Origin of the sequence: Kitasatospora xanthocidica, from assembly GCF_014656195.1 — a bacterium.
GTDB classification, from domain to species: domain Bacteria; phylum Actinomycetota; class Actinomycetes; order Streptomycetales; family Streptomycetaceae; genus Kitasatospora; species Kitasatospora xanthocidica.
In genome coordinates, this window is sequence record NZ_BNBY01000010.1 from 79,174 (window position 1) to 104,091 (window position 24,918).

Here is a 24,918-nt window from a genome sequence, read left to right on the forward strand (position 1 = left end):
GGGTCCGTGCCGTTCGGGTGAGGAGGACCCGCCGGGGGCGGGCACCCGCGCGCCGCGCAGCGTTCACGCCCCGGCCCGCGCCCCTTCGCGCGCGGCACACCCCGGGTGTCGGAGGTGCGGCGTACCGTGAGAGGCATATGGATGACACCGCGCACCGCCTCGCAGCCCCGACCCCGTACGACCACGCCGCCGAGGCCCGCTGGGTCCCCGAGCCCGACAAACGCCCGGGCCGTACGGCGTTCCAGCGCGACCGCGCCCGGGTGCTGCACTCGGCGGCGCTGCGCCGGCTGGCCGGCACCACCCAGGTGGTCGCCCCGATGCGCAGCGACTTCCCCCGCACCCGGCTCACCCACTCCCTCGAATGCGCCCAGGTCGGGCGGGAGTTGGGCGCGGCCCTGGGCTGCGACCCGGACCTCGTGGAGACCGCCTGCCTGGCCCACGACATCGGCCACCCGCCCTTCGGCCACACCGGCGAGGAGGCCCTCGACCAGGCCGCCGAGGCGTGCGGGGGCTTCGAGGGCAACGCCCAGTCGCTGCGCATCCTGACCCGGCTGGAGCCCAAGCGCTTCGCCCCCCAGGAGGAGCCGTCGACCCGGCTCGCCCCCTGGCCCGGCCGCAGCGTCGGCCTCAACCTGACCCGCTCCGCGCTCGACGCCGCCACCAAGTACCCGTGGACCAGGGGCGCCCACCCGCTCGACCCGGCCTCGCCCAAGTACGGCGTCTACGCGGACGACCTGCCGGTCTTCCGCTGGCTGCGGGCCGGCTCCCCGACCGGGCGCAAGTGCTTCGAGGCCACCGTGATGGACTGGTCCGACGACGTGGCCTACTCCACCCACGACGTCGAGGACGGCCTCCAGGCCGGCCACATCGACCCGGCCGTCCTGCGCGCCCCGAGCGAGCGCGCCGAACTCTTCAAGGTCGCCGAGCGCTACGCCCGGGACGCCGAGCCCGAGGAGCTGGCCGACGCCCTGGACCGGCTGCTCGGGCAGGAGTGGTGGCCCCACGCGTACGACGGCACCGCCCGCGCCCGGGCCGGGCTCAAGGACCTCACCAGCCAGCTGATCGGCCGCTTCTGCCTGGCCGCCGAGCAGGCCACCCGCGCCCGCTACGGCCCCGGCCGGCTCACCCGGTACGGCGCCGAGCTGGTGGTGCCGCGGGATGTCCGGCTGGAGTGCGCGGTGCTCAAGGCGGTCGCCGTCCGCTTCGTCATGCAGCGCGACGAGCAGGCCCAGCTGCGGGCCCGCCAGCGGATCGTGATCGCCGAGCTGGCGTACGTGCTCACCCAGCGCGCGCCCGAGGGGCTGGACCCGGTCTTCGCCGCCATGTACCGCGAGGCCGAGGACGACGGGGCCGCCCTGCGCACGGTGATCGACCAGATCGCCACCCTGACCGACGCCTCCGCCCTGGCCCTGCACGCCAAGCTCGTCGGCGCCGCCTGGGCGTGACGCCCGCGGCCCCAGCCCCGGCCCCCGACCCCAGCCCCGGCCCCCGACCCCGGCCCCCGACCCCGGCCCCAGGACCGGCCCCCGAGTCCGGCCCCCGAGTCCGGCCCCCGAGTCCGGCCCCCGACCCCGGCTCGAAACCCCGGCCACCCCAGTAGACTTCCGGGGTGGCCGGGCGGATCAGGGACGAAGACGTACAGGCGGTGCGCAGCGCACTGCCGATCGACGCCGTGGTCGGCGACTACGTACAGCTGACCAACGGTGGCGGTGGCGAGTACAAGGGGGTCTGCCCCTTCCACGACGAGAAGTCCGCCTCCTTCTACGTGAACCCCGCCAAGGGCGTCTTCCACTGCTTCGGCTGCCAGGAGAACGGCGACACCATCGCCTTCCTGATGAAGATCGAGCACTTCACCTTCGCCGAGGCCGTCGAGCGGATGGCCGCCCAGGCGGGCATCACCCTGCGCTACGAGGAGGGCGGCTACAGCCCCCGCCACCAGCAGGGCGAGCGCACCCGCCTGGTCGAGGCGCACAAGGTGGCCGCCGCCTACTACCAGGAGCAGCTGGCCTCGCCGGAGGCGGAGATCGGCCGCCGCTTCCTGTCCGAGCGCGGTTTCGACGAGGAGGCGGCCAGGACCTTCGGCGTCGGCTACGCCCCGGCCGGCTGGGAGCACCTGGTCCGCTACCTGCGCGGCAAGGGCTTCACCGACAAGGAGATCCTGCTCGGCGGCCTGGCCTCGCAGGGCCAGCGCGGCGGTCTGATCGACCGCTTCCGGGGCCGGCTGGTCTGGCCGATCCGGGACATCGCCGGCGAGGTGGTCGGCTTCGGCGCCCGCCGGCTGCGCGAGGACGACAACGGCCCGAAGTACCTCAACACCCCCGAGACGCCGATCTACAAGAAGTCCCACGTGCTGTACGGCATCGACCTGGCGAAGAAGGAGATCGCCAAGTCGGGCCGCGCGGTGGTGGTCGAGGGCTACACCGACGTGATGGCCTGCCACCTGGCCGGGGTCACCTCGGCGGTGGCCACCTGCGGCACGGCCTTCGCCGAGGACCACATCAAGATCATCCGCCGGCTGCTGATGGACACCTCCCAGTACCGGGGCGAGACGGTCTTCACCTTCGACGGCGACGCGGCCGGCCAGAAGGCCGCCCTGCGCGCCTTCGAGGACGACCAGAAGTTCGCCGCCAAGACCTCCATCGCGGTCAGCCCGGGCGGCATGGACCCCTGCGACCTGCGCCTGGCGCAGGGAGACGCGGCGGTCAAGCAGCTGATCGACAACCCGGTCCCGCTGTTCGAGTTCGCGCTGACCTCGGTGGTGGCCCGGCACCGGGTGGACACCCCGGAAGGGCGCTCGGCCGCGCTGGAGGAGGCGGCCCCGATCGTCGCCAAGATCAAGGACCGCTCGATCCAGCACGAGTACGCCGTCCGGCTGGCCGGCATGCTCGGCATCCTGGACGAGCCCTTCGTGGTGCGCCGGGTCTCCCAGCTGGCCCGCTGGGACCGCGAGCGCCAGCAGAACCCGCGCGGCGCCGCCCTGCGCCGGCCCGAGGCGGTGCGGGCGCCGAACCCCGCGCAGCCCGCCTTCCGGCTCAACCCGCGCGATCCGGCCCAGTTCGTGGAGCGCGAGCTGCTCAAGCTGGCGCTGCAGCACCCGGACCTGGTCAGCCCGGCCTTCGACCACTACGGCGAGGACGAGTTCCCGACGCCGCCGTACACCGCCGTACGGCAGGCCATCGCCAAGGCCGGCGGCGCCGCGTACGGGGCGACCCTGCCGGACTTCACCGGCGCGGTGCGCGAGGCGTCCCCGGACGACCGGGTGCGCTCACTGGTCACCGAACTGACCGTCGAGCCGGTGCGCTCGCGCCGCAAGGTGGACGCCGTCTACGCGGGGGAGTTCCTGGTCAAGCTGCGCCTGCTGGCCGTCGACCGGCGGATCGCCGAGGTCCGCGGCTACCTGCAGCGGCTCGGCCACCGGGCGGACGCCGAGCAGCAGCACGCGGTGCAGACCGAGCTGTGGCAGCTCCAGCAGTACGGCGACCAGCTGAAGAGCCGGGGCGCCGCCGCCCTGTAGCACTCGCCGCACAGAAAGTCGGCGCACGAGTCTCGGCCACGGAGTGTGGCGTACCGCACACTGGATGGCGTCCCACCTCCCAGCGCGGGTCCGCCAGAGTCGCGCCCGCCCCGAGGGGATGCCCGTGGAGCAAGGCCTCGCCGCAGCGACCACCACCACCAGTACGAGAGCGACCCCCGCCGAAGCGGCGGGGGACCAGGAGACCGATCACGGCCGGGCCGGGGCGGCACCCCCGGACGGTGCGCGGGTCCCCGCCCAGGGCCTGCCGGAAGGCCATCCGGAAAGTCCCGAGCCCGAGCCCGCATCCGACACCGCCGACGGCCCCGACGCCGACGGCCCCGGCCTCGATGCCGACGCCGACGCCTTCGCCGAGCCCGGCCTCGCCGACGAGCAGCGGCTACCGGCCGAGGCCGGCCCGGCCGCCGACCTGCTGCGCCAGTACCTGCGCGAGATCGGCCGGATCCGCCTGCTCACCGCCGCCGAGGAGGTCGAGCTGGCCTGCCGGGTCGAGGTCGGCCTGTTCGCCGAGGAGCGGCTGAACGGGCACCCGCCGCCGCCCGACCCGCTCACCGGGGAACTGGACACCCTGGTGGTACGGGGCCGGATCGCCAAGCGCCGGCTGATCGAGGCCAACCTGCGCCTCGTCGTCTCCGTCGCCAAGCGCTACGTCGGCCGCGGCCTGACCCTGCTGGACCTGATCCAGGAGGGCAACCTGGGCCTGATCCGGGCGGTGGAGAAGTTCGACTACACCCGCGGCTTCAAGTTCTCCACGTACGCGACCTGGTGGATCCGCCAGTCGATGAGCCGGGCGCTGGCCGACCAGGCCCGGACGATCCGGGTGCCGGTCCACGTGGTCGAGCTGATCAACCGGGTGGTCCGGGTCCAGCGCGCGCTGCTGCAGCAGCACGGGCTGGAACCGACGGCGGCCGAGATCGGGGCCGCCCTGGAACTGACCGGGGAACGGGTCCGTGAGCTGCTCCGGCTGGCCCAGGAGCCGATCTCGCTGCACACCCCGGTCGGCGAGGAGGACGACGTCGCGCTCGGCGACCTGATCGAGGACGCCGACGCCGCCTCACCCGCCGAGTCCGCGACCTTCCTGCTGCTGCGCCAGCACCTCGACGCGGTGCTGGCGACCCTGGGCGAGCGGGAGCGCCAGGTCGTCCAGCTCCGCTACGGGCTGGACGACGGCCGGCCGCGCACGCTGGAGGAGATCGGCACGGTGTTCGGCGTGACGCGGGAGCGGATCCGCCAGATCGAGTCGAAGACGCTGGTCAAGCTCCGCGACCACGCCTTCGCCGCCCAGCTGCGCGGCTACCTGGACTAGGAAGTGGCCGACGGCGTCGGCACCGGCGTCTCCGTCGGGGCCGACGCGGGTGCCGACGCCGGGGCAGGCGTCGCGGCAGTCGTCGCTGCCGGGGAGGCCGTCGCCGCCCCGGCCCCGGTGCCCGGCGGCGGGGAGGCGGGGCCGATCGGGATCGGGGTGGAGGCCACCACCGAGGCCAGGTCGGGGACCTCCTCGGTGCAGAAGTCCCCGACCGGCTCGTGGCGGTGGCCGCAGATCTTGAAGCCGATCGACGGATCCGCCGCGTTCAGCATGCTCGAGTAGTTGTCGTACCCGTAGTGGATGAGGCCCTGCTCGCTGTCGCCGGTGCTGTCGATGATCGTCGCGGAGTCGCCCGGCTCGCCCTCGGTGATCGCCGCCCAGGCGGCCTGGCACTTCTGGCTGTACCGGAGGTAGATGACCACCTTGCCGATGACGTCGGTGTGCAGGGTCCGCGCGTCCTTGCCGCAGCCGGTGCTCTTGGGGTCCTTGTGATCGCAGCCCATGGCCTGGCAGGTCGGGGCGGCGGGGACGGGCTTGGCGGTGGTGGCCGCCGGGGACGCGGTCGGCAGCGGCTCGGGGGCCGCCGCGGGCTGTCCGCCGTGCCGGGTGGTGGCGCGCAGCCCGGCCAGCACCAGCAGGACCGCCAGCACCGCCGCGCCGGAGAACAGCACCACCGGGCGCCGCCACCAGGCGACGGCGGCGGGCGCCGCGGCCTCTTCCGGGCCGGACGGCTCGTCGGGAGCCGGCTCACCGGGCTCCGACGGCTCACCGGGCGGCTTCTCCTCGGCCGCGGGCTCCTCGGCCGGGGATTCGTCGGCCGGGGACTCCTCGGCAAGGGACTCCTCTGCCGGGGCGTCCCCCACCGACGGCTCGTCCGGTCCGTCCGGTGCCGTCACCGCCCGTTCCCGGAGCGCCCGCAGCGCGGCCCCGTCGCAGTCGACCGCCCCGATCAGCGCCTCCAGCGCCTGCTCGGTGACGACCCTCTTGCCGTTCAGCCAGCGCTCCCACGAGGCCCGGCTGTAGTGCGTCCGGGAGGCCAGCTCGGACAGCGAGAGTCCGGCGGCGTCCTTGATGGCCCGGAGCTCCTCGGCCAGGTGTCTGGCGGGCTCTGACAGCTCCTCGGGCAGGTTCTTCCAGGCGGAACCCATGCGGCCTTCCAAAAGTTGCGAGACGGAACGGGGACGGGGACGGGCGGAACGGCGTCCGGCCCGGGCCGTTCGGGTGTCTCCGCGTCTCCAACCTCGTCGGCCTGACGTCTCAATCCCCTGGTCATGGCGCTGAGACGGACGGAAGTGTCTCACAAGCCAAGGGATGGCTCGAACAACCCTGGTGCGGTCGTGCAGAGTTCTCTGGTCGGCACGGTTGACCGTCCGACGCTTTCGTTCGGATACCGGACGGCTACATGCCGTTCGTCCGAATTCCGTCCCGGCTCCCCCCACGGAGCCGGGGCAGCCTCGCGGGGGGAGGCTGCCCCGGTCGGTCCGGGACCAGTCCGGCGGGAGGGTGCTTCACTGCGCTCTCCCGCCGTGACGTCTTCCCGCCGTGACGTCTTCCGGAGGCGACACGGTCAGGGCGTGCCCGACCGGCTCAGTGGTGGAAGCCCGACCGGGCCGGCACCCCGAGCTCCTTGAGCGGGACGGGCTGGCGCCGCAGTTCCGGCAGCAGCCGGTCGAGGTCGGCGAGCAGCAGGTCGGCGAGGTCCCGGGAGAAGCCGTTGCGGCAGACCACCCGGAGCACCGACAGGTCCTCCCGGTTCGCCGGGAAGGTGTACGCGGGCACCTGCCAGCCGCGCTCGCGCAGCCGCCGGGAGACGTCGAACACGTCGAAGGGGACGTCCCCGTCGGTGGTGAAGGCGAAGACCGGCACCTGGTCGCCGCGGGTCAGCAGCCGGAAGCAGTCCAGCTTCCCGATCTCCCCGGCCAGGTAGGTGGCGACCTCGCGGCTGGCGCCCTGGACGGCCCGGAAGCCCGCCCGGCCGAGCCGCAGCAGGACGTAGTACTGGGCGATCACCTCGGCGCCGGGCCGGGAGAAGTTGAGCGCGAAGGTCGGCATCTCGCCGCCGAGGTAGTTGACCCGGAAGACCAGCTCCTCCGGCAGCGCCTCCTGGTCGCGCCAGAGCGCCCAGCCCACGCCCGGGTAGACCAGGCCGTACTTGTGCCCGGAGGTGTTGATCGAGGCGACCCGGGGGAGCCGGAAGTCCCAGACCAGCTCGGGGTCGAGGAAGGGCGCCACCATGCCGCCGGAGGCGCCGTCCACGTGCACCGGCACGTCGATGCCGGTGCGCTCCTGGAGGTCGTCCAGGGCCGCGCAGATCTCCGCGACCGGCTCGTACGAACCGTCGAAGGTGGAGCCGAGGACGCCGACCACGCCGATGGTGTCCCGGTCGCACAGGGCGACCGCCTGTTCGGCGTCGAGGTGGAAGCGGTCGCCCTCCATCGGCGCGGTGCGGGCCTCGATCTCCCAGAAGTTGCAGAACTTCTCCCAGCACACCTGCACGTTGACGCCCATCACCAGGTTGGGCCTGGCCCCGGCGGCGTAGCGCTCGGGGTTGCGGCGCATCCAGCGGCGCTTGAGCGCCATGCCGGCCAGCATGCAGGCCTCGCTGGAGCCGGTGGTGGAGCAGCCGACGGCGGTGTCCGGGTCGGGGGCGTGCCAGAGGTCGGCGAGGATCGCCACGCAGCGCCGTTCCAGCTCGGCGGTCTGCGGGTACTCGTCCTTGTCGATCATGTTCTTGTCGAGGCACTCGGTCATCAGCCGGGTGGCCTGGGCCTCCATCGACGTGGTGACGAAGGTCGCCAGGTTGAGCTTGGCGTTGCCGTCCAGCATCAGCTCGTCGTGGATCAGCTGGTAGGCGGTCTCGGCGGGGACGGCGCCGGCGCCGAGCCGGTGCACCGGCGGGGCCAGCTTCATCGCGCCCAGCGGGTCGGACACGGCCGTGAACGCACCGATGCTCAGCCGGCGGTTCCCGCGGGCCCCCTTGTGCAGCGCCATGGCGTCCTGCCGCCCTTCGGGTCGGTGGCGGTGTCCCGTCCCACGCTGCCACCGGGCGCCGGGTGACGCATCTTCACCGGCCCGGCACCGGCCCCCGGCACCGCTCCGGCCCCGCGGCTCAGCCCGCCGCCTCCGGGTGGATCTGGTCCCGGGCGGCCTGGAACTGCCGGCGCACCGCGGCGCCGATCGCCAGGTCCTGCTCCCCGTCGGGCTCGACGGTCTCGGCGTCCGGCAGCTCCCACTCCGGCGGCTCGGGGGTGCCCGCCAGTGCCCAGGCGGCCTGCCGGGCGGCCCCGCGGGCGGCGTGCGCGCCCGGCGGCGGCACCACGACGGGGACGCCGAACAGCATCGGGGCGACGTGCCGGACGGCGGGCAGCCGCCCGGCGGCGCCGAGCAGGAACACCCGGTTGATCCCGACGCCCCGGGCGCGCAGCACGTCCAGGGCGTCCGCGATGTTGCACAGCATGCCCTCGACGGCGGCCCGGGCCAGGTGCTGAGGGGTCATCGCCTCGGCCCGCAGGCCGGTCAGGGTGCCGGCCGCGTGCGGCAGCGCGGGGGTCCGCTCGCCGTCCAGGTAGGGCAGCAGCACCAGGCCGTACGAGCCGGGGGAGGAGTGCAGGGCGAGGTCGCTCAGGCCCTCCAGGTCCCGGCCGAGCAGCGCGGCGGTGGAGAGCAGCACCTGGGCGGCGTTGAGGGTGGCGACCATCGGCAGGTGGCGGCCGCTGGCGTCGGCGAAGGAGGAGACCAGGCCGGAGGCGTCCACCACGGCCTCCTCGTGCACGGCGAAGATCGTCCCGGCGCTGCCGAGCGAGACCACCGCGTCGCCCGGGCGCAGGCCCAGGCCCAGCGCGGCGGCCATGTTGTCGCCGGTGCCGGCCGAGATCAGCAGGCCCTCGGGGGTGTGCCCGGCGGGCTCGGCGGGGCCGAGGACGTCGGGCAGCTTGAGCTGGTGGCCGAGCGCCAGTTCGACCAGGTCCTGGCGGTACTCGCCGGTGATCGGCGACCAGTAGCCGGTGCCGGAGGCGTCGCCGCGGTCGGTGGTGCGGCGCTTGGGGTGGCCGAGCAGCTGCCAGACCAGCCAGTCGTGCGGCAGCAGCACCTCGGCGACCCGGCGGGCGTTGGCCGGCTCGAACTCGGCCAGCCAGCGCAGCTTGGCGATGGTGTACGTCGGGGCGGGCACGGCGCCGATCGCGGCGGTCCAGGCGGCCGGGCCGCCGAGGGCGTCGAGCAGCTTGGCGGCGGCGCCGCTGGAGCGCGGGTCGTTCCACAGGATCGCGGGCCGGACCTGCACCCCGCCCGCGTCCAGGCCGATCATGCCGTGCTGCTGCGCGCTGACGCCGATCGCCCGGACGCCCTCCAGCAGGCCGCCGGCCGCGGCGTCGCCGAGCGAGTGCAGCCAGACCTGCGGGTCGGCCTCGCCGGGGCGCAGGTCCTGGTCCTCGGGGACGGGGTGCGGTGCCTTGCCGGAGCGCAGGACGGCGCCGGTTTCCGTGTCGCACGCGACGATCCGGGTACGGCTGGTCGAGCTGTCTATCCCCGCGACGATGGCCATGTCGAGATCATGCCTCAGCCCGGCCCGGGACGCGTCCGGGCCGGGTGAGCCTTTGCCCGTTCGGAACCCTCGGTTGGGATCCGCTTCGTCCTCGCGTCACCGCCCCGTCACGGGCGGAAGGTACCCCAGCCGTCGTCCTCCGGCCGGGCCCGGTTGAAGTACGGCACCCGGTCGGTGACGACCGACGGCAGCCGGTCTCCGACGCGGTCCGCGACGGCGCCCGCGGCCTTGCCGGCCACCGCGCCGGCCTGCTGCCGGGCCCGGTCGGCGGCGCCCTGGACCGCGGGGTTCCGGGCGATCTGCCGGGTGACCTTGGCGATCTGCTCGTAGCGCTCGCGCCCGGCCCGCGAGCCCAGCACGTAGCCGGCCGCGAAGCCCGCGGCCAACGACAGCTTCCACATGATCGGATCCACCCTCTCCTGGCGGCCTTCTGCCGCATTGCCCTACCCGTCGGTCGGGACGGCGAACCGTCCGCGCCCCCAGCATCCCCGGGCGCGGCGGCGGGCGCGCGCGGGGCACGCCGGGCGGCAACCGCGGGGCAACTGGCGAAAGCGATTGGCGGACCACCCCCCCGAGTGCGCTAATGTATGTCCCGCAGCGAGCGCCGCGGAGCCCGGGAAACCGGGGGCCGGGGCGGTGGCCGATCCCCCATAGCTCAATTGGCAGAGCAGCCGACTGTTAATCGGCAGGTTATTGGTTCGAGTCCAATTGGGGGAGCTCGGGACGTGGCCCTTCCGGGGTCCGCATCCCGTCCGTGGTACGGAAGTTCAGTACCGCGATCCCGCATAGCTCAATTGGCAGAGCAGCCGACTGTTAATCGGCAGGTTATTGGTTCGAGTCCAATTGCGGGAGCTGCACCGGGTCCGCCCGGTGACTGCTCAGAGCGAAGGCCCCCCGGTCGACCGGGGGGCCTTCGTGTTTCCCCCGGCGCTGTCGCGTACGTCACGTCGTGGCGCCGCCCCCGGAGGGCCCCTCAGCGGGCCGGAGCCGGCCGGAATCAGGTGGTCGCCTTCCGGTACAGGTCGGCGATCCGCTGGTCGAAGGCGACGCTGTACGAGGTGCTCGGGGTCTCCCCGCCCTCCTGGTAGCCGCCGATCACGCCGACCACCGCGCCCTGCTCGGTCACCCACGGGCTGCCGCTGGTGCCGTCGGTGTAGCCGCCGCAGTCGAAGCGCTCCTGGGTGGCGCTCTGCGAGCGGGTCCGGACCGCGCAGGTGATCGGCTCGTCGCTCTCGTTCGGGTAGCCGGTCACCGAGACCGACAGCCCGAAGCCCTGGCCGGTGCCGAGCGGGTTGCCACCGACCGCGTCCTCGACCTGCCGGCCGTCGACCGTGTCGACCGTGACGAAGGCCACGTCGTACTCGGGGTCGTCGCCGGCCGACCAGCGCGGGTCGACGGTGACCGACCGCACCGGCCAAGTGCCGTACGGGGTGGAACCGTTGCGGTAGCCCGGGGTGAACACCAGGCCGTCCAGCAGGCCGATCCGGTGGTTCTGCACGCAGTGCGCGGCGGTCACCAGCAGGTTGTGCCGGGGGCTCTGCACCACGCTCGCGGTGCACGCCCGGGGGCCCTGTGCGGTGTGGATGGAGAGCGTGCCGATCCGGTCCCGGGCGGCGCTCTGCCGGGCGACCTCGGCGGTCGGCGCCCCGTCCTGCCCGCCGCACGCGGTGCCGGCGGCGAGCAGCAGGGCGGCCAGTGCGGCCGTACGTGCCGTGCGCGCGGACCGTACCGGGCGGGAGGCCATCGGGGCTCCGTCTCGTTCCTCGGGGCGGGCACCGGGAGTGTGCGTTCCGCCGTTCGTGAGGAAGATCTACCAGGCCGTGCCGGGCGGCGCCACCGCCGGGGCCCGGTGCGGCCCCGGTCAGCCGGTGGCGCGGTCGTACAGCGCCTGGACGCGGTCGCCGAAGTAGCTGCTGTACGAGGTGTCCGGGTTGTCGCCGCCCTCCTGGTAGCCGCCGATCACGCCGACCACGGTGCCGGTCCTGGTCGCCGGGTCGAAGTCGGTGACCCAGGGGCTGCCGCTGGTGCCGCCGGTGTAGTCGGGGCAGTCGATCCGCAGCTGGGTCGGGCTCTGCTCGGAGGTGGTGTTGGAGCAGGTGATCGGGACGTCGCTGCTGCCGGGGTAGCCGGTGACCCTCACCGGCACCCGGTAGCCGCGGTTGACGCCCAGTCGGTTGGCGCCGAGCACCTGCTGGACCTGCTGCCCGTTCTGGGCCTGGACGACGGCGAAGGCGACGTCCATGTCCGGGTCGGCGTGGTCCTTCCAGGCGTCGTCCACGGTGACCGACAGCAGCGGCCAGACGCCGCTGGGGGTCTCGCCGTCCCGGTAGCCGGGGACGAAGACCAGGTCGCTGCGCCGGCCGAGCTTCGGGTCCCAGACGCAGTGGGCGGCGGTGACGACGAGGTTGAGCCCGGCGCTGTCGACCACGCTGGCGGTGCAGAAGTGGTCGCCGTCGGCGTTGCGGGTGAACACCGCGCCGACCAGGCCGTTGAGCACGGTGGGCTTGGCGGTGCGGGTCACCCCGGTGTGCTTGCCGACCGCGCCCTTGAACCGCTGCCTGTTCCAGCCGTGGGCGTCCCCCGCGGCGGAGGTGGGCGGCGCCGAGGTGACCGTGGGCACGCCCCCGCCGGGCCCCGCCGAGGTGGTGCAGCCCGCCGCGGCCAGCGCCACCGCGAGCACCCCGGCCGTCGCTCCCGCTCCCGCCCTACGAGTCGTCATCCGCCCAGGCTGCCCCGGACGGGGGCCCCGCCGCCACCCGGGCCCCGCCGCGGGGAGAGGGCGCGCACCGTCGCGCACCCAGGTGCGCCCCCGGCGCGCACCACGGGTGATCGACCGGCTATGCTGCCCGGGACGGCCTCGCAGGGGCCGTCTGCTGCTGCCGTGGCCGACGACCGGCGCGCGCGGCGAACCGGGGCGGTAGCTCAGCCGGTTAGAGCAGGGGACTCATAATCCCTTGGTCGTGGGTTCGAGTCCCACCCGCCCCACCTTCTCGATGCGTGACGAGTGTCGTGAACGACCGTCCGCGGGCGCGCTCCTGATCCGGAGCCCGGCGCCTGCGACGACGCAGAGTCTAGGGCGCGGCCACCTCCTTTCCCGTGTGGCGCGCCGCGATTCACCCGCCCGTGGGCATCGGCCCCGGCACCGCCTGACGGCTCCCCACCTCCGCCCGCTCCCCGCTGCCGACCCCTGGCGCACTGTGCGAAAAAAGTGATATCACTTTGACAGCTGACGCGAGCACTCGCGCGGCGCACATCGAACAGGGGGAGTCGGTCCCATGACCGCACCGCACGTCTCCGTCGAGGACGGCCCCGTCCTCGACATCCCGGCCCCGAAGATCACCGAACGGCTCATCACCGGTTCCGCCGGGTTGCCGATGCTCTTCGGCTCGCTGCTCGGCCTGGTCGCCGGGGCCGCGTCGTTCATCACCGGCATCGTCCAGCTGTCCGGCGGGAACGGCGGGCCGGGCGCCGCGCTGGTGGCCGTCGGGCCCGTGCTGCTGATCACCTCCGTGGTGCTGCTCTGCGGGCTGACGGTGGTCTCGCCCGGCCAGGCCCGGGTGGTGCAGCTGCTCGGCCGCTACCGGGGCACCGTCCGCGCCGAGGGCCTGAGCTGGATGAACCCGTTCACCAGCCGTCGCCACATCTCGCTGCGGATCCGCAACCACGAGACCGAGACCACCAAGGTCAACGACGCGGACGGCAACCCGATCGAGATCGCCGCCGTGGTGGTCTGGCAGGTCGAGGACACCGCGATGGCCATGTTCGAGGTCGACGACTACACCGACTTCGTCGCCATCCAGACCGAGACGGCCGTGCGGCACATCGCCACCAGCTACCCGTACGACGCCCACCACGAGGGCCAGCTGTCGCTGCGCGACGGCGCGGAGGAGATCGCCCGCAAGCTGTCCGCGGAGATCTCCGCCCGGGTCGCCTCGGCCGGCGTGCGGGTCATCGAGTCCCGGATCACCAGGCTCGCCTACGCCCCGGAGGTCGCCCAGGTGATGCTGCAGCGTCAGCAGGCCGGGGCCGTGGTGGCGGCGCGCAGGCTGATCGTCGAGGGCGCCGTCGGCATGGTCGAGGAGGCGCTGGACCGGCTCGCCGAGCGCGACGTGGTGGACTTGGACGAGGAGCGCAAGGCCGCCATGGTGAGCAACCTCCTGGTGGTGCTCTGCGGCGACCGCGGCGCCCAGCCCGTCGTCAACACGGGCTCCCTCTACCAGTAAGGCGAGGCAGTGGCGACGGAGCGGAAGAAGATCCTGTTGCGACTGGACCCTTCGGTTCACGACGCCCTCGCCAGATGGGCTGCGGACGACCTGCGCAGCACCAACGCGCAGATCGAGTTCCTCCTCCGCCGCGCCCTGACGGACGCGAGCCGGATGCCCAGCGGCGCGGACCGGCTTCCCCGGCGCGGACGCCCGCCCAAGGAGAGCCCGGCCCAGGACGGCTCGGAGCCCGACGGCTCCACCGGGAGCTGACCGGCGGCCGGGCGCGCGAAGACTTCGGAGACCGACATGGACCTGCCCGCCACCCTCCCCGAGAAGCTGTACCTGCTGGCCTACGACCCCGAGCGCGAGCGGCTCACCGGCACCCTCCACCTCGACCTGGCCGTACGGGCGGCGGCGCTCACCGAACTCCTCCGCCGCGGGCTGATCCGCGACGACGGCCGGCACCCGGTCGGCGTGGCCGGCCCGGCCGACGGCCTCGACCCGCTCTCCGCCGCGCTGCTGGAGGCGATCCACCAGGGGCGTCGGCGCACGTGGAAGGGCTGGATCGGCCGCGAGGCGTGGTCGGCGCGGGTGGTCCGCGACGGGCTCGCGGCCGCCGGCCGGATCCGGGTCGAGCGGCGCCGGGTGCTCGGGCTCTTCCCGGTCGCACGGGTCACCCTGCCGGAACCCCGGGTGCGCAAGGCGCTGGCGGCGAGTGTCACGTCGGCGCTGAGCGGCCCGTTCAGCCGGGTCGACCCGGCCGACGCCGCCCTGGTCGCGCTGGTCGACGCCGCCCGGCTGGGCTCGGCCCTGACGTGGCGCCGGCGCCGCGAGTTCCGGGCCCGGATCGACAAGCTGGCCCCCGCCGCCGGCCCCGTCCCGCGCGCGCTGCGCCGGGCCATCAACGCGAAGAGCGCGGACGGCGGGGCGGGCTGACCCGGCGGCCCGGGCCTGGGCCCGGGCCCAGGCCCGGGCCCGGACCCGGACCGGTCCCGGCCGCCGCTGACGGTGGCCGGGCTCCCGCCGTCCGGGCTCGCGCCGTCCGGGGCCCGCGTAGGCTGGCCGGATGCTCGAACCCGCCCTGCTGCCGACCCCGCTGGTGGACTGCACCGACGAGGTGTTCGCCCGGGCCGGGGTGGAGCTGCGGCTGAAGCGGGACGACCTGCTGCACCCGACCGTCCCCGGCAACAAGTGGCGCAAGCTCGCGCCGAACCTGGCCGACGCCGTCGAGCGCGGCCACACCCGGCTGCTGACCTTCGGCGGGGCGTACTCGACCCACCTGCGGGCGGTCGCGGCCGCCGCCGGGGCGCTCGGGCTGGAGAGCGTCGGGCTGGTCCGCGGCGAGGAACTGGCCGACCGGCCGCGCAACTGGTCGCTGCGGGCGGCCGAGGCGGCCGGGATGCGGCTGGAGTTCCTGACCCGGGCCGCCTACCGGGAGGCCACCGGCCGGGCCGCCGCGGACCACGGCGCCTCGGCCGAGGAGCTGCGGCGCCGCTGGGGCTCCTGCCTGGTGCTCCCGGAGGGCGGCTCCAACGCCCTGGCCGCCGTCGGCGCGGCGGCGGTCCCGGCCGAACTGCCCGACCTGGGCGCCCGTGACGTGGTCTGCTGCCCGGTCGGCACCGGCGGCACCCTGGCCGGCATCGCGGCGGGCCTGCCGCCGGGCGCGCGGGCGCTCGGCGTGGCCGTGCTGCGCGGCGGCGAGGGCTACCTGGAAGCGGAGGTCGCCAGGCTCCACCGGGCCGCGTACGGGCGCGAGTTCGACAACTGGCGGATCGACCACGCGCACCACGGCGGCGGCTACGGCAGGGTCCCGGCGGACCTGGCGGCCTTCGCCGAGGGGTTCGAGCGCCGGCACGGCGTCCCGCTGGAACGCCGCTACGTCGCCAAGCTGCTGGCCGCGCTGGCCGGCCTGGCCGAGGCGGGCGCCTTCCCGCGGGGCACCCGCCTCACCGCCGTGGTCACCGGGGTGCCCGATCCCGAGCAGCCCGAGCAGCCCGAGCAGCCCGAGTAACCGGCCGCCCGGCGGCCGGGCGCGGTCAGCCGAAGGTCAGGTTGGCGCACGGGTCGGTGTCGGCGTTGCGGGTGTTCTCCGCTATGCCGGTGGGGATGCCACCGCCCGGCGTGACGGGCGCGGCACCGGGCGTGGCACCGGCGGTGGCGCCGGGTGCCGGGCTCGGGGAGGAGACCGCGTCGATCCGGGTGCCGGCCGCCCGGTAGTCGGCGCCGAGCGTGACGGTGACCGCCTCCGAGCCGGGCTCCTCGACCGCCTTGGCGCCGGGGAAGAGCGCCACCACCTGGTCGGCGGTGGCCTTCAGCGCGGGGTCGTACCCGATCCGGGTGACCTGGTGCCCGGGGTCGTTGGTGCCGAGCGTGACGTTCCGGAAGCCCCGCGCCTTGAGCGTCTCCGCGCCGGAGCCGGCCAGCCCGGCGCTGCCGACCCCGTTGACCACGGTGATCGGGGCCGCCGCCTGCTCGGGGGTGAGCGGGGTGCCGGCGCCGGCGGTCGCGGTGGGCGAGGCGGTCACCTGGCCGGTCCCGGCGGTGCTCTGCCCGTCCAGGGTGCGGTCCTCGCGCAGCAGAGTCCAGAGGGTGTCGGCGTCCGGCTGGACCAGCCGGATCCGCTCGCCCGCGAAGCGCCAGGGCGCGGTGACGAAGGTGACGTCGGAGAGCTTGATGTCCTGCACCGAGCGGGCGAAGTCCACCAGCTTCATCGCGGTGCCCAGCCCCTCGTCCACGGTGAGCGACTTGGTGGCGGCGTCCGCCAGCGGCAGCAGGGTCGGCAGCGAGAAGCCCTGGCCCTGGACCTTCTTGATCATCGAGGAGAGGAAGGCCTGCTGGCGCTTCATCCGGCCCACGTCGGAGTTGTCGCCGATGCCGTGGCGCGCCCGGAGGTAGTCGACGGCGGACTGTCCGGAGAGCTTCTGCAGGCCCTTCTTCAGGTGGATGCCGTACTCGTTGACGTCGTTGGGGACGCAGGCGTCGACGCCGCCCACGGCGTCGGCCATCGCGGCCGCGCCCTTGAAGTCGACCACCACGGTGTGGTCGATCCGCAGCCCGGTGAGCTTCTCCACGGTGTTCTGGGTGCAGGCCGGGTTGCCCTTGGGGTCGTCGCCCACGGAGAAGGCGGCGTTGAACATCTGGTCGTTCCTGGCGGTCGTCCAGGCGCCGCTGGGCAGCCGGCAGGACGGGATGGTGACCAGGGTGTCGCGGGGTATGGAGACGCCGACGGCGTGCTTGTGGTCGGCGTAGATGTGCAGCACGATCGCGGTGTCCGAGTGGCCGACGCCCTCGTCGCCGCCGCCGAGCGACTTGTTGCCGTCGTCGCGGGTGTCCGAGCCGAGCAGCAGCACGTTGACCGGCACCGAGGCGCCCGGGGTGGCCGGTACGGGGGCGGGCGGGCGCTCGGTGGCGACGCCGCCCGCGTCGAAGGTGGTGATGTTGCTGTCCAGCCGGTGGTAGAACCAGGCTCCGGCACCCACGACCGACAGCACCAGAACGGCGGCCAGGCCGATGGCGGTCCGCAGGTAGCGGCGCCGGCGCGTGCTGCTGCTCATCCTCCGTGCCCCCCGTCTTCAGGTATCTCGCGTTCGATGATTCGAACGTTAGACGTTCCGGAAGGCGGTTCGGTTACCCCCGATGGGCGAACGGATCTCCCGTCGAGCCTGTGATGCTGGTCACGCGCCGGGGCCGGCGGCGCCCGTGAGCATCCGCCGGAGCAGGTCGCGCAGGACCGTCCGCTCGTCCGGGCCGAGGGCGGCCAGCGGCTCGCGGGCGAAGTTCAGCGATTCGCGCAGCTCGGCGGAGGCGGCCGAGCCGGTGTCGGTGGCGGCGACCAGCTTGACCCGGCGGTCCTGCCGGTCGGCCTCGCGGGTCACGAAGCCGCGGGACTCCAGCCGGTCGACGATGCCGGTGATGTTGGACGGCTCGCAGCTGAGCGTCTGGGCGATCTGGCGCATCGGCATCGGCCCGCGCCGCAGCAGCGCGAGGACCTTGGCCTGGGCTCCGGTGAGCGAGCGGGCGGCGGCGGCCTCTTCGTACTCGCGGTGGAAGAGCGCGACCAGGTTGGCCATCAGGTCGACGACCTCGCGGGTGATCTCGTCGGGCTGCGGCGTGGCGTCCTGGGCCGGCTGAGTGTCCATGGCCCATAGTCTACCTGAAAAGTTGACAACATGAACCTTTTATGTCCATCGTTACTTCAGTTTCTCAACCTTTCATGCAGTTGAAGCGCAAGGAGAACCATCCATGGCAGAGCAGGCCGCCCCCGCCACCGCCCGTGAATGGCACCTCGCCGCCCGCCCGCAGGGCTGGCCGGTGCCGACCGACTTCGCCCTGGTCGAGGCCCCGGTCCGGACCCCCGGTCCGGGCGAGATCCTGGTCCGCAACGCCTACCTCTCGGTGGACCCGTACATGCGCGGCCGGATGAACGACGTGAAGTCCTACGTCCCGCCGTTCCAGCTCGGCGAGGCCATGGACGGCGGCGCGGTCGGCTACGTGGTGGCCTCCGAGGCCGAGGGCTTCGCCCCGGGCGACGCGGTGCTGCACGGCCTCGGCTGGCGCGAGTACGCCACCGTGGACGCCAAGCGCGCCGTCAAGGTCGACCCGGCCGCCGCCCCGCTCTCCGCCTACCTCGGCGTGCTCGGCATGACCGGCCTGACCGCCTACGCCGGCCTGCTCGCCGTCGGCGGCCTCAAGGAGGGCGACAAGGTCTTCGTCTCCGGCGCGGCCGGCGCGGTCGGCTCCATGGTCGGCCAGATCGCCAAGCTCAAGGGCGCCGCCCTGGTCGTCGGCTCGGCCGGCTCGGCCGAGAAGGTCACCAGGCTGGTGGAGGACTTCGGCTACGACGCCGCCTTCGACTACAAGGAGGCCCCGGTCCGCGAGCAGCTCGCCGCGGCCGCCCCGGACGGCATCGACCTGTACTTCGACAACGTCGGCGGCGACCACCTGGAGGCCGCGATCGGCGCGCTGAACGTGCACGGCCGCGCCGTGCTCTGCGGCGCGATCGCCCAGTACAACGAGACCACCGCGCCCGCCGCCCCGCGCAACCTCGCGCTCGCCATCGGCAAGCGGCTGCGCCTGGAGGGCATGCTGGTCGGCGACCACGCCGCGCTGCAGCCGCAGTTCGTCGCCGAGGTGGCCGGCTGGCTGGCCTCCGGCGAGCTGCGCAACGAGGAGACCGTGGTGGACGGTTTCGAGCACGCCGCCGAGGCCTTCCTCGACCTGCTGCGCGGTGCCAACACCGGCAAGATGGTCGTCCGCCTGGACGGCTGACGCCACGTCAGGACGCCCGACCGCCCCGCCGCCCCGACCCGGGCGCGCGGGGCGGTCCCGTACCCGGGGTCGCGCGGGGCCGCGCGGAAAGGTTCGCGGTCGGGCGCAGGGGATCCGCCCGCACTACCGCATTCCGGCCGGATCCGAAAGTGCGTCAGCCATCGTGCGGGGCGGCGCGGTACGGTGGTCCCGCCCGGCGATGGGGCCGTTCGGGGGAGAGATCCGGCCGAGGGGTAGACCTCGTTGAGGATTCGACTAGCATTGAGCGAAAGCCTGTCCGTTTTGCTCAATTTAGTGGCTTAATGTCGGCTAACGTGGGTAACTGTGGATCAACTGCAGGCACGAGGCAGCTGGGGAAGGCGACCCTCGTCCACAGCCTGGAGGTCCCGGTGACGACACGTGGAGTTCTGTACATCCACTCCGCGCCCCGCGCGCTGTGCCCGCACGTCGAGTGGGCCGTCGCGGGGGTGCTCGGTGTGCGGGTGAGCCTGGACTGGATCCGCCAGCCGGCCGCACCCGGGCATTGGCGTGCCGAGCTCTCCTGGCAGGGGGAGCCCGGCACGGCTTCGAAGATCGCCTCCGCGCTGCGCGGCTGGCAGTTGATGCGGTACGAGGTGACCAGCGAGCCCTGCGCCACGGCGGAGGGCGAGCGCTACAGCAGCACGCCCTCGCTCGGCATCTTCCACGCCGTCACCGGCATCCACGGCGACATCCTGATCCCCGAGGACCGGCTGCGCGCCGTCCTGCTGCGCGCCCGCAGCGAGGGGGCCGACCTGGAGGCCGAGATCGCCCGGCTGCTCGGCAAGCCCTGGGACGACGAGCTGGAGCCGTTCCGGTACGCGGGCGAGGGCGCTCCGGTGCGCTGGCTGCACCAGGTGGTCTGAGACCGACGGGTACGACGGAGGGGCCGGCGCTCGCGACGAGCGCCGGCCCCTCCGTCGTGGGCGTCAGCGGGTGCGGAAGGCCAGCACCACGTTGTGGCCGCCGAAGCCGAACGAGTTGTTCAGCGCCGCGATCCGGCCCTCGGGCAGCTTGCGGGCCTCGCCGCGCACGATGTCCGCGTCCACGTCGTCGTCCAGGTCGTCGACGTTGATGGTCGGCGGGGCGAGACGGTTGTGCAGGGCCAGCACGGTGGCGACGGTCTCGACGCCGCCGGCGCCGCCCAGCAGGTGGCCGGTCATCGACTTGGTGGCCGAGATGGCGATGTGGTCCAGGTCGTCGCCGAGCTCCTTGCGGAGCGCCTTCAGCTCGGCGGTGTCGCCCTGCGGGGTCGAGGTGGCGTGCGCGTTGACGTGCACGATCTCGGCCTTGTCCAGCTCGTTGCGCTCGAACAGGTCGGCCAGCGCGCGGGCCACACCGGCACCGGTCGGCTCGGGCTGGGCGATGTGGTGGGCGTCCGAGGACAGGCCCTGGCCCACGGCCTCGCAGTAGATCCGGGCGCCCCGGGCCTCGGCGTGCTCGACCGACTCCAGGACCACCACGCCGGCGCCCTCGCCCAGCACGAAGCCGTCACGGGCCTTGTCGTACGGGCGGGAGGCGTGCTGGGGGTCGTCGTTGTTCTTGGACATCGCCATCATGCTGGCGAACGCGGCGATCGGCAGCGGGTGGATCGCCGCCTCGGTGCCGCCGGCCACCACGACGTCGGCGCGACCGGTGCGGATCATCTCGATCGCGTAGCCGATCGCCTCGGCGCCGGAGGCACAGGCGGAGACGGGGGTGTGCACACCCGCGCGGGCGCCGACCTCCAGACCGACGTTGGCCGCCGGGGAGTTGGGCATCAGCATCGGGACGGTGTGCGGGGAGACCTTGCGGGCGCCCTTCTCGCGCAGCACGTCGTACTGGTCGAGCAGGGTGGTCACGCCGCCGATGCCGGAGGCGATGACGGTGCCGAGGCGCTCGGGGGCGAGCTTGGAGGACTCGTCGGTGGCGGGGGTCTCGTAGCCCGCGTCGGCCCAGGCCTCGCGGGCCGCGATCAGGGCGAACTGGGCCGAGCGGTCCAGCTTGCGGGCCAGCGGGCGGGGCAGGATCTCGCCGGGCTCGACGGCGGTGCGCGCACCGATCCGAACCGGCAGCTCCTCGGCCCACTCCTCGGTCAGGGCCGCCACACCGGACCTGCCGGCGACCAGGTTCTCCCAGGTGCTGGCGGCGTCGGCGCCCAGCGGCGTGAAGGCGCCGATACCCGTGACGACCACGGTGCGATTTTCAGCGGTCACTGGTTTCTTCTTCTCTCACGTGTGCGGGGGGTCGGCGGGAGCCGAGGACGGGCCCGGCCGGGCGCCCCGGTTGGGGCGTCCCGGCCGGCGGTCGGCCTGGCTCGGTGAGCCGGGCCGACAGGTCAGCCGTCGGAGGCGTGCGGGACGCCGGACGAGCTGGCCGAGTCGAACGAATCGATCGCTCAGGCGTTGGTGAGGATGTAGTCCACCGCGTCGCCCACGGTCTTCAGGTTCTTCACCTCGTCGTCCGGGATCTTGACGTCGAAGCGCTCCTCGGCGGCCACGACGACCTCGACCATGGACAGCGAGTCGACGTCCAGGTCATCGGTGAAGGACTTGTCGAGCGCGACATCCTCGGTCGGGATACCGGCGATCTCGTTGACGATCTCGGCGAGACCTTCCAGGACCTCGTCCTTGGTAGCCATACTGGCTGCTCCTCTTCAGTGTTGAACGTGTCCGGCCGGCGGCCGGGCACAGGCTTGTGGGGCAATGGGCGAAACGCGCCTAGGGGAGCGTAACGACTGCTGCGGCGTACACGAGACCGGCCCCGAACCCGATGATCAGCGCCAGGTCGCCGCTGTGGGCCTCGCCGGTCTCCAGCATGCGCTCCATCGCGAGCGGAATGGAGGCCGCGGAGGTGTTGCCGGTCTCCGCGATGTCACGGGCAACCGGCACCGACTCCGGCAGCTTGAGGGCCTTGATCATGGCGTCGGTGATCCGCATGTTGGCCTGGTGCGGGATGAACGCGCCGAGCTGGTCGGCGGTCACCCCGGCGGCGTCCAGCGCCTGCTGGGCGACCTTGGCCATCTCCCAGACCGCCCAGCGGAAGACCGGCTGGCCGTCCATCCGCAGGTACGGCCACTTGGTCTCGCCGCCCGGGCCGTTGACGGCGTCGGGCTTGGCGAAGGCGGTGTCCCAGGCCTCGGTCTGGGTGATCACGTCGGCCTGCGAGCCGTCGGACCCCCAGATCAGCTTGCCGATGCCGGGGACGTCGGACGGGCCGACGATCGCGGCGCCCGCGCCGTCGCCGAAGATGAAGGCGGTCGAGCGGTCCGACTGGTCGGTCAGGTCGCTGAGCCGCTCGACACCGATCACCAGCACGTACTCGGCGTTGCCGCCGCGGATCATGCCGTCGGCCAGGCCGAGGCCGTAGCCGAAGCCCGCGCAGGCGGCCGAGATGTCGAAGGCCGGGGCGGTGCCGCAGCCGAGCCGCTCGGCGATCTCGGTGGCGATCGCCGGGGTCTGCTTGAGGTGCGAGACCGTCGCGACGATCACGCCGCCGATCCGGTCCGCGGAGATCCCGGCCTGGGCGATGGCCTTGCCGGCGGCCTGCACCGACATCTCGGCGACGGACTCGTCCGGGCCGGCCCAGCGGCGCTCGGTGATGCCGCTGCGGGTGCGGATCCACTCGTCCGAGGAGTCGATCCACTCCAGCACCTCGGCGTTGGGAATCACCCGGACCGGGCGGTAGCCGCCGACGCCGTGGATGCGCGAGTACCGCGCACCCGTGGCGGGACGGATCTGGGGCTTGGTCATGCGTGGAACTCCTGGTCCTGACCGCCGTGCTCCGCGACGAGCGCGCGGGCCTTGTCCAGATCGGCGGGGGTCTTGAGGGCGAGCGTGGCCACACCCTTGAGGTTGCGCTTGAGCAGCCCGGTCAGGGTGCCCGCGGGGGACAGCTCGATCACGGCCGTCGCGCCCAGCTGCCCGAGGGTCTCCATGCAGAGGTCCCAGCGGACCGGGTTGGACACCTGCGACACCAGGCGCGCGAGCACCTCGGCACCGGAGTCCACGACCGCGCCGTCCTTGTTGGAGACGTAACGGACCTGCGGGTCGGCCGCGGTCAGGGTCGGGGCCAGCTCCGCCAGCCGCTCGACGCCGGGGGCCATGTGCTCGGTGTGGAACGCGCCGGCCACCTTCAGGGCGATCAGCTTGGCGCCGGCCGGCGGGTCCGCCTTCAGCGCCTCCAGCTGGGCCAGCGTGCCGGCGGCGACGATCTGGCCGCCGCCGTTGTTGTTGGCCGCGGTCAGGCCGTGCTCGGCCAGCTTCGCCGCGACGACCTCCGAGTCGCCGCCGAGCACGGCGATCATGCCGGTCTCGGTGACGGCGGCGGCCGCGGCCATGGCCCGGCCGCGCTCACGTACGAAGGCCAGCGCGTCGTGGGCGCTGAGCACTCCGGCACCGGCGGCGGCGGTGATCTCACCGACGCTGTGGCCGGCGACGGCGCCGACCAGCTTGCGGGCGGCGTCCTCGTCCGGGAACAGCTCCCGGGCGGTCACCAGACCGGCCGCGACCAGCAGCGGCTGGGCGACGGCGGTGTCCTTGATCTCCTCGGCGGACGCCTCGGTGCCGGCGTGCACCAGGTCGAGCCCGGCCACCTCCGACCAGCCGCGAAGGCGGTCGGCGACACCGTCCAGCTCCAGCCAGGGGCTGAGGAAACCGGGGGACTGGGCACCCTGTCCAGGGGCGACGATTACGAGCACGGTTCAACCCTCTCTCGCCAGGCGCCCAGGGGCGGGTAGGCGACGGTAACGAAGAAAACCATCCGGGATTGTATGGTCCCTACATCCCGGCTCAGCTGGGCTCCCCGGCCGCGGTCAGTCGGCCGAGGGCCAGTGCGATCCGCAGGGTGAACGCCGAACGTACGTCGGACGGGGCGTACCCCGTGACGTCGGTCACACGTCGTAGCCGGTAGCGCACCGTGTTGGGGTGGACGAAGAGCATCCGGGCGGCGCCCTCCAGCGAGGAGGCCTGCTCCAGGTAGACGCTCAGCGTCTCCAGCAGGGCCGAACCGGCCTCGTCCAGCGGTGTGTAGATCTCCTCCACCAACTGCTGGCGGGCGGCCTGGTCACCGGCCAGCGCCCGCTCGGGCAGCAGGTCGTCGGCCAGCACCGGGCGCGGGGCGTCCGGCCAGGCCGCGCAGGCGCGCAGGCCGGCCGCGGCGGCGTGCGCCGAGCGGGTCGCGGAGAGCAGGTCGGGCACGGTCGGGCCGACCACCACCGGGCCCGGCGCGAACTGGCCGATCAGCGCCCTGGCCGCCTGCACCGGCTCCTTGTCGCCGCCGACCACGACCACCAGGCGCCTGCCCAGCACCCCGGTCAGCACGTGCAGCTTGGCGTACCGGGCGGCCCGGCGGATCGCCTCCACCACCAGCTCGCTGTCACCGTCCGGGGCGTTGCCCATCACCACCCGGATCTGGCTGGGCTGGCCCCAGCCGAGCGCGGCGGCGCGCGAGAGCACGCCCTCGTCGGCGTCGCCGGACAGCAGGGAGTTGACCACCAGCGCTTCCAGCCGGGCGTCCCAGGCGCCGCGCGCCTCGGCCGCCTGGGCGTACACCTGGGCGGTCGCGAAGGCGATCTCCCGGGCGTAGACCAGCACCGACTCGCGCATGTCCGCCTCGTCGCCGGGGGCGGCCACCTCCTCGATGGCCTCCTCCATCACCTCGATCGTGGTGCGGATCAGCTCCACGGTCTGGCGCAGGGTGATCGCCCTGGTCAGCTCGCGCGGGGCGGTGCCGAAGACGTCGGTGGAGATCGCCTTCGCGGACTCGGGGTGCCGGTACCACTCGGTGAAGGCGGCGATACCGGCCTGGGCGACCAGGCCGATCCAGGACCGGTGCTCCGGCGGCATCCGCCGGTACCAGCCGAGCTGGTCGTCCATCCGCGAGATCGCGGCGGTGGCCAGCTTGCCCGAGGCCTTCTCCAGCCGCTTGAGCGTCGCCGCCCGGCGCTCGGCGCGCTCGGCGGCGTTTCTGCGCTCCTGCGCCGTCAGGCGGGGCGCCGTACGGCCGGGGCGGTCACGGCCCGACCGGGGAGCCGGGCTCTTCCCGGTCGGTTCGGGTGCGGGACTGG

At 73.8% G+C, this 24,918-nt stretch carries 22 protein-coding genes and 3 tRNA genes; 12 read left to right on the forward strand and 13 right to left on the reverse strand.

From position 1 onward, the window contains the following. The first annotated feature begins 137 nt into the window (after positions 1–137). The 3 genes from IE332_RS19700 (at position 138) to IE332_RS19710 (ending at position 4,838) form a co-directional block, all read left to right on the forward strand. Positions 138–1,445, forward strand: coding sequence for a deoxyguanosinetriphosphate triphosphohydrolase (locus tag IE332_RS19700; RefSeq protein WP_189918097.1), 1,308 nt, complete (start codon positions 138–140; stop codon positions 1,443–1,445). 164 nt (positions 1,446–1,609) lie between these two features. After that, a complete protein-coding gene (gene dnaG / locus IE332_RS19705; protein WP_189918099.1) occupies positions 1,610–3,514 on the forward strand; it encodes a DNA primase in 1,905 nt (634 codons plus the stop codon). A 64-nt stretch (positions 3,515–3,578) separates the two neighbouring features. Beyond that, a complete protein-coding gene (locus tag IE332_RS19710; RefSeq protein WP_373313766.1) occupies positions 3,579–4,838 on the forward strand; it encodes an RNA polymerase sigma factor in 1,260 nt (419 codons plus the stop codon). Here the strand turns inward: IE332_RS19710 and IE332_RS19715 are convergent. The 4 genes from IE332_RS19715 to IE332_RS19730 form a co-directional block, all read right to left on the reverse strand. Continuing rightward, positions 4,835–5,986 carry a helix-turn-helix domain-containing protein gene (locus IE332_RS19715; RefSeq protein WP_189918101.1) on the reverse strand — a complete coding sequence of 384 codons (1,152 nt, stop codon included), beginning with the start codon at positions 5,984–5,986 and terminating at the stop codon, positions 4,835–4,837. The genes IE332_RS19710 and IE332_RS19715 overlap by 4 nt on opposite strands. A 439-nt stretch (positions 5,987–6,425) precedes the next feature. Next, positions 6,426–7,829 (reverse strand): glutamate decarboxylase, encoded by a 1,404-nt coding sequence (gene gad, locus IE332_RS19720; RefSeq protein ID WP_189918103.1) that lies wholly within the window; start codon positions 7,827–7,829, stop codon positions 6,426–6,428. Positions 7,830–7,947: 118 nt separating this feature from the next. Further along, positions 7,948–9,381: an FGGY family carbohydrate kinase gene (locus tag IE332_RS19725; RefSeq protein WP_189918105.1), complete on the reverse strand. Its 1,434-nt coding sequence runs from the start codon at positions 9,379–9,381 to the stop codon at positions 7,948–7,950. Positions 9,382–9,488: 107 nt separating this feature from the next. After that, a complete protein-coding gene (locus tag IE332_RS19730) occupies positions 9,489–9,785 on the reverse strand; it encodes a hypothetical protein (protein ID WP_189918485.1) in 297 nt (98 codons plus the stop codon). Positions 9,786–10,025: 240 nt separating this feature from the next. On the opposite strand from IE332_RS19730, the gene IE332_RS19735 reads away from it, so the two are divergent. Next, positions 10,026–10,098, forward strand: a tRNA-Asn gene (locus IE332_RS19735). Between the two features lie 62 nt (positions 10,099–10,160). Then, positions 10,161–10,233 (forward strand) — tRNA-Asn (locus IE332_RS19740). A gap of 145 nt (positions 10,234–10,378) precedes the next feature. Here IE332_RS19740 and IE332_RS19745 read toward each other — a convergent pair. Further along, positions 10,379–11,125: a trypsin-like serine peptidase gene (locus IE332_RS19745; RefSeq protein ID WP_189918107.1), complete on the reverse strand. Its 747-nt coding sequence runs from the start codon at positions 11,123–11,125 to the stop codon at positions 10,379–10,381. 117 nt (positions 11,126–11,242) lie between these two features. Continuing rightward, positions 11,243–12,100, reverse strand: coding sequence for a trypsin-like serine peptidase (locus IE332_RS19750; protein WP_189918109.1), 858 nt, complete (start codon positions 12,098–12,100; stop codon positions 11,243–11,245). 192 nt (positions 12,101–12,292) lie between these two features. Between IE332_RS19750 and IE332_RS19755 the strand changes: the two genes are divergently transcribed. The 5 genes from IE332_RS19755 (at position 12,293) to IE332_RS19775 (ending at position 15,597) form a co-directional block, all read left to right on the forward strand. Beyond that, positions 12,293–12,366: transfer RNA gene (locus IE332_RS19755), tRNA-Ile, on the forward strand. 290 nt (positions 12,367–12,656) lie between these two features. Further along, on the forward strand, positions 12,657–13,604 hold the full coding sequence (locus IE332_RS19760) for an SPFH domain-containing protein (RefSeq protein WP_189918111.1): 948 nt from the start codon (positions 12,657–12,659) through the stop codon (positions 13,602–13,604). Between the two features lie 9 nt (positions 13,605–13,613). Next, positions 13,614–13,856: a type II toxin-antitoxin system antitoxin gene (locus IE332_RS19765; RefSeq protein WP_189918113.1), complete on the forward strand. Its 243-nt coding sequence runs from the start codon at positions 13,614–13,616 to the stop codon at positions 13,854–13,856. A gap of 36 nt (positions 13,857–13,892) precedes the next feature. Then, a complete protein-coding gene (locus tag IE332_RS19770; protein WP_189918115.1) occupies positions 13,893–14,522 on the forward strand; it encodes a GOLPH3/VPS74 family protein in 630 nt (209 codons plus the stop codon). 130 nt (positions 14,523–14,652) lie between these two features. Next, on the forward strand, positions 14,653–15,597 hold the full coding sequence (locus IE332_RS19775) for a 1-aminocyclopropane-1-carboxylate deaminase/D-cysteine desulfhydrase (RefSeq protein ID WP_189918117.1): 945 nt from the start codon (positions 14,653–14,655) through the stop codon (positions 15,595–15,597). Between the two features lie 25 nt (positions 15,598–15,622). On the opposite strand, the gene IE332_RS19780 is transcribed toward IE332_RS19775, so the two are convergent. Both IE332_RS19780 and IE332_RS19785 read right to left on the reverse strand, forming a co-directional pair. After that, entirely contained in the window at positions 15,623–17,140 is a 1,518-nt protein-coding gene (locus IE332_RS19780) for an LCP family protein (RefSeq protein ID WP_189918119.1), read from the reverse strand. Between the two features lie 120 nt (positions 17,141–17,260). Further along, on the reverse strand, positions 17,261–17,725 hold the full coding sequence (locus IE332_RS19785; protein ID WP_189918121.1) for a MarR family winged helix-turn-helix transcriptional regulator: 465 nt from the start codon (positions 17,723–17,725) through the stop codon (positions 17,261–17,263). A 103-nt stretch (positions 17,726–17,828) separates the two neighbouring features. Between IE332_RS19785 and IE332_RS19790 the strand changes: the two genes are divergently transcribed. Both IE332_RS19790 and IE332_RS19795 read left to right on the forward strand, forming a co-directional pair. After that, positions 17,829–18,854 (forward strand): NADP-dependent oxidoreductase, encoded by a 1,026-nt coding sequence (locus IE332_RS19790; protein WP_189918123.1) that lies wholly within the window; start codon positions 17,829–17,831, stop codon positions 18,852–18,854. A 389-nt stretch (positions 18,855–19,243) separates the two neighbouring features. After that, the gene (locus IE332_RS19795) at positions 19,244–19,738 is read left to right on the forward strand and encodes a DUF3145 domain-containing protein (protein WP_189918125.1); all 495 of its coding nucleotides are present in this window, start codon (positions 19,244–19,246) and stop codon (positions 19,736–19,738) included. Positions 19,739–19,801: 63 nt separating this feature from the next. Here IE332_RS19795 and fabF read toward each other — a convergent pair whose 3' ends face one another. The 5 genes from fabF to IE332_RS19820 form a co-directional block, all read right to left on the reverse strand. Continuing rightward, the gene (gene fabF, locus IE332_RS19800) at positions 19,802–21,067 is read right to left on the reverse strand and encodes a beta-ketoacyl-ACP synthase II (RefSeq protein ID WP_189918127.1); all 1,266 of its coding nucleotides are present in this window, start codon (positions 21,065–21,067) and stop codon (positions 19,802–19,804) included. 182 nt (positions 21,068–21,249) lie between these two features. Continuing rightward, a complete protein-coding gene (locus IE332_RS19805; protein ID WP_189918130.1) occupies positions 21,250–21,492 on the reverse strand; it encodes an acyl carrier protein in 243 nt (80 codons plus the stop codon). Between the two features lie 79 nt (positions 21,493–21,571). Then, a complete protein-coding gene (locus IE332_RS19810; protein ID WP_189918132.1) occupies positions 21,572–22,603 on the reverse strand; it encodes a beta-ketoacyl-ACP synthase III in 1,032 nt (343 codons plus the stop codon). Then, the gene (locus IE332_RS19815; protein WP_189918134.1) at positions 22,600–23,550 is read right to left on the reverse strand and encodes an ACP S-malonyltransferase; all 951 of its coding nucleotides are present in this window, start codon (positions 23,548–23,550) and stop codon (positions 22,600–22,602) included. The genes IE332_RS19810 and IE332_RS19815 overlap by 4 nt, the downstream gene beginning before the upstream one ends. Positions 23,551–23,641: 91 nt before the next feature. Then, the gene (locus tag IE332_RS19820) at positions 23,642–24,838 is read right to left on the reverse strand and encodes a PucR family transcriptional regulator (protein WP_189918487.1); all 1,197 of its coding nucleotides are present in this window, start codon (positions 24,836–24,838) and stop codon (positions 23,642–23,644) included. Between the last annotated feature and the right edge of the window lie 80 nt (positions 24,839–24,918).

Bases quoted from the DNA above. Each gene is read 5' to 3' on its own strand.
- IE332_RS19775 (WP_189918117.1), top strand. From the start codon at position 14,653: ATGCTCGAACCCGCCCTGCTGCCGACCCCGCTGGTGGACTGCACCGAC.
- gad (WP_189918103.1), bottom strand. From the start codon at position 7,829: ATGGCGCTGCACAAGGGGGCCCGCGGGAACCGCCGGCTGAGCATCGGT.
- IE332_RS19715 (WP_189918101.1), bottom strand. From the start codon at position 5,986: ATGGGTTCCGCCTGGAAGAACCTGCCCGAGGAGCTGTCAGAGCCCGCC.
- IE332_RS19770 (WP_189918115.1), top strand. From the start codon at position 13,893: ATGGACCTGCCCGCCACCCTCCCCGAGAAGCTGTACCTGCTGGCCTAC.
- IE332_RS19790 (WP_189918123.1), top strand. From the start codon at position 17,829: ATGGCAGAGCAGGCCGCCCCCGCCACCGCCCGTGAATGGCACCTCGCC.
- IE332_RS19745 (WP_189918107.1), bottom strand. From the start codon at position 11,125: ATGGCCTCCCGCCCGGTACGGTCCGCGCGCACGGCACGTACGGCCGCA.
- IE332_RS19760 (WP_189918111.1), top strand. From the start codon at position 12,657: ATGACCGCACCGCACGTCTCCGTCGAGGACGGCCCCGTCCTCGACATC.
- IE332_RS19750 (WP_189918109.1), bottom strand. From the start codon at position 12,100: ATGACGACTCGTAGGGCGGGAGCGGGAGCGACGGCCGGGGTGCTCGCG.
- IE332_RS19805 (WP_189918130.1), bottom strand. From the start codon at position 21,492: ATGGCTACCAAGGACGAGGTCCTGGAAGGTCTCGCCGAGATCGTCAAC.
- IE332_RS19785 (WP_189918121.1), bottom strand. From the start codon at position 17,725: ATGGACACTCAGCCGGCCCAGGACGCCACGCCGCAGCCCGACGAGATC.
- IE332_RS19710 (WP_373313766.1), top strand. From the start codon at position 3,579: ATGGCGTCCCACCTCCCAGCGCGGGTCCGCCAGAGTCGCGCCCGCCCC.
- IE332_RS19725 (WP_189918105.1), bottom strand. From the start codon at position 9,381: ATGGCCATCGTCGCGGGGATAGACAGCTCGACCAGCCGTACCCGGATC.
- IE332_RS19700 (WP_189918097.1), top strand. From the start codon at position 138: ATGGATGACACCGCGCACCGCCTCGCAGCCCCGACCCCGTACGACCAC.
- IE332_RS19810 (WP_189918132.1), bottom strand. From the start codon at position 22,603: ATGACCAAGCCCCAGATCCGTCCCGCCACGGGTGCGCGGTACTCGCGC.
- IE332_RS19780 (WP_189918119.1), bottom strand. From the start codon at position 17,140: ATGAGCAGCAGCACGCGCCGGCGCCGCTACCTGCGGACCGCCATCGGC.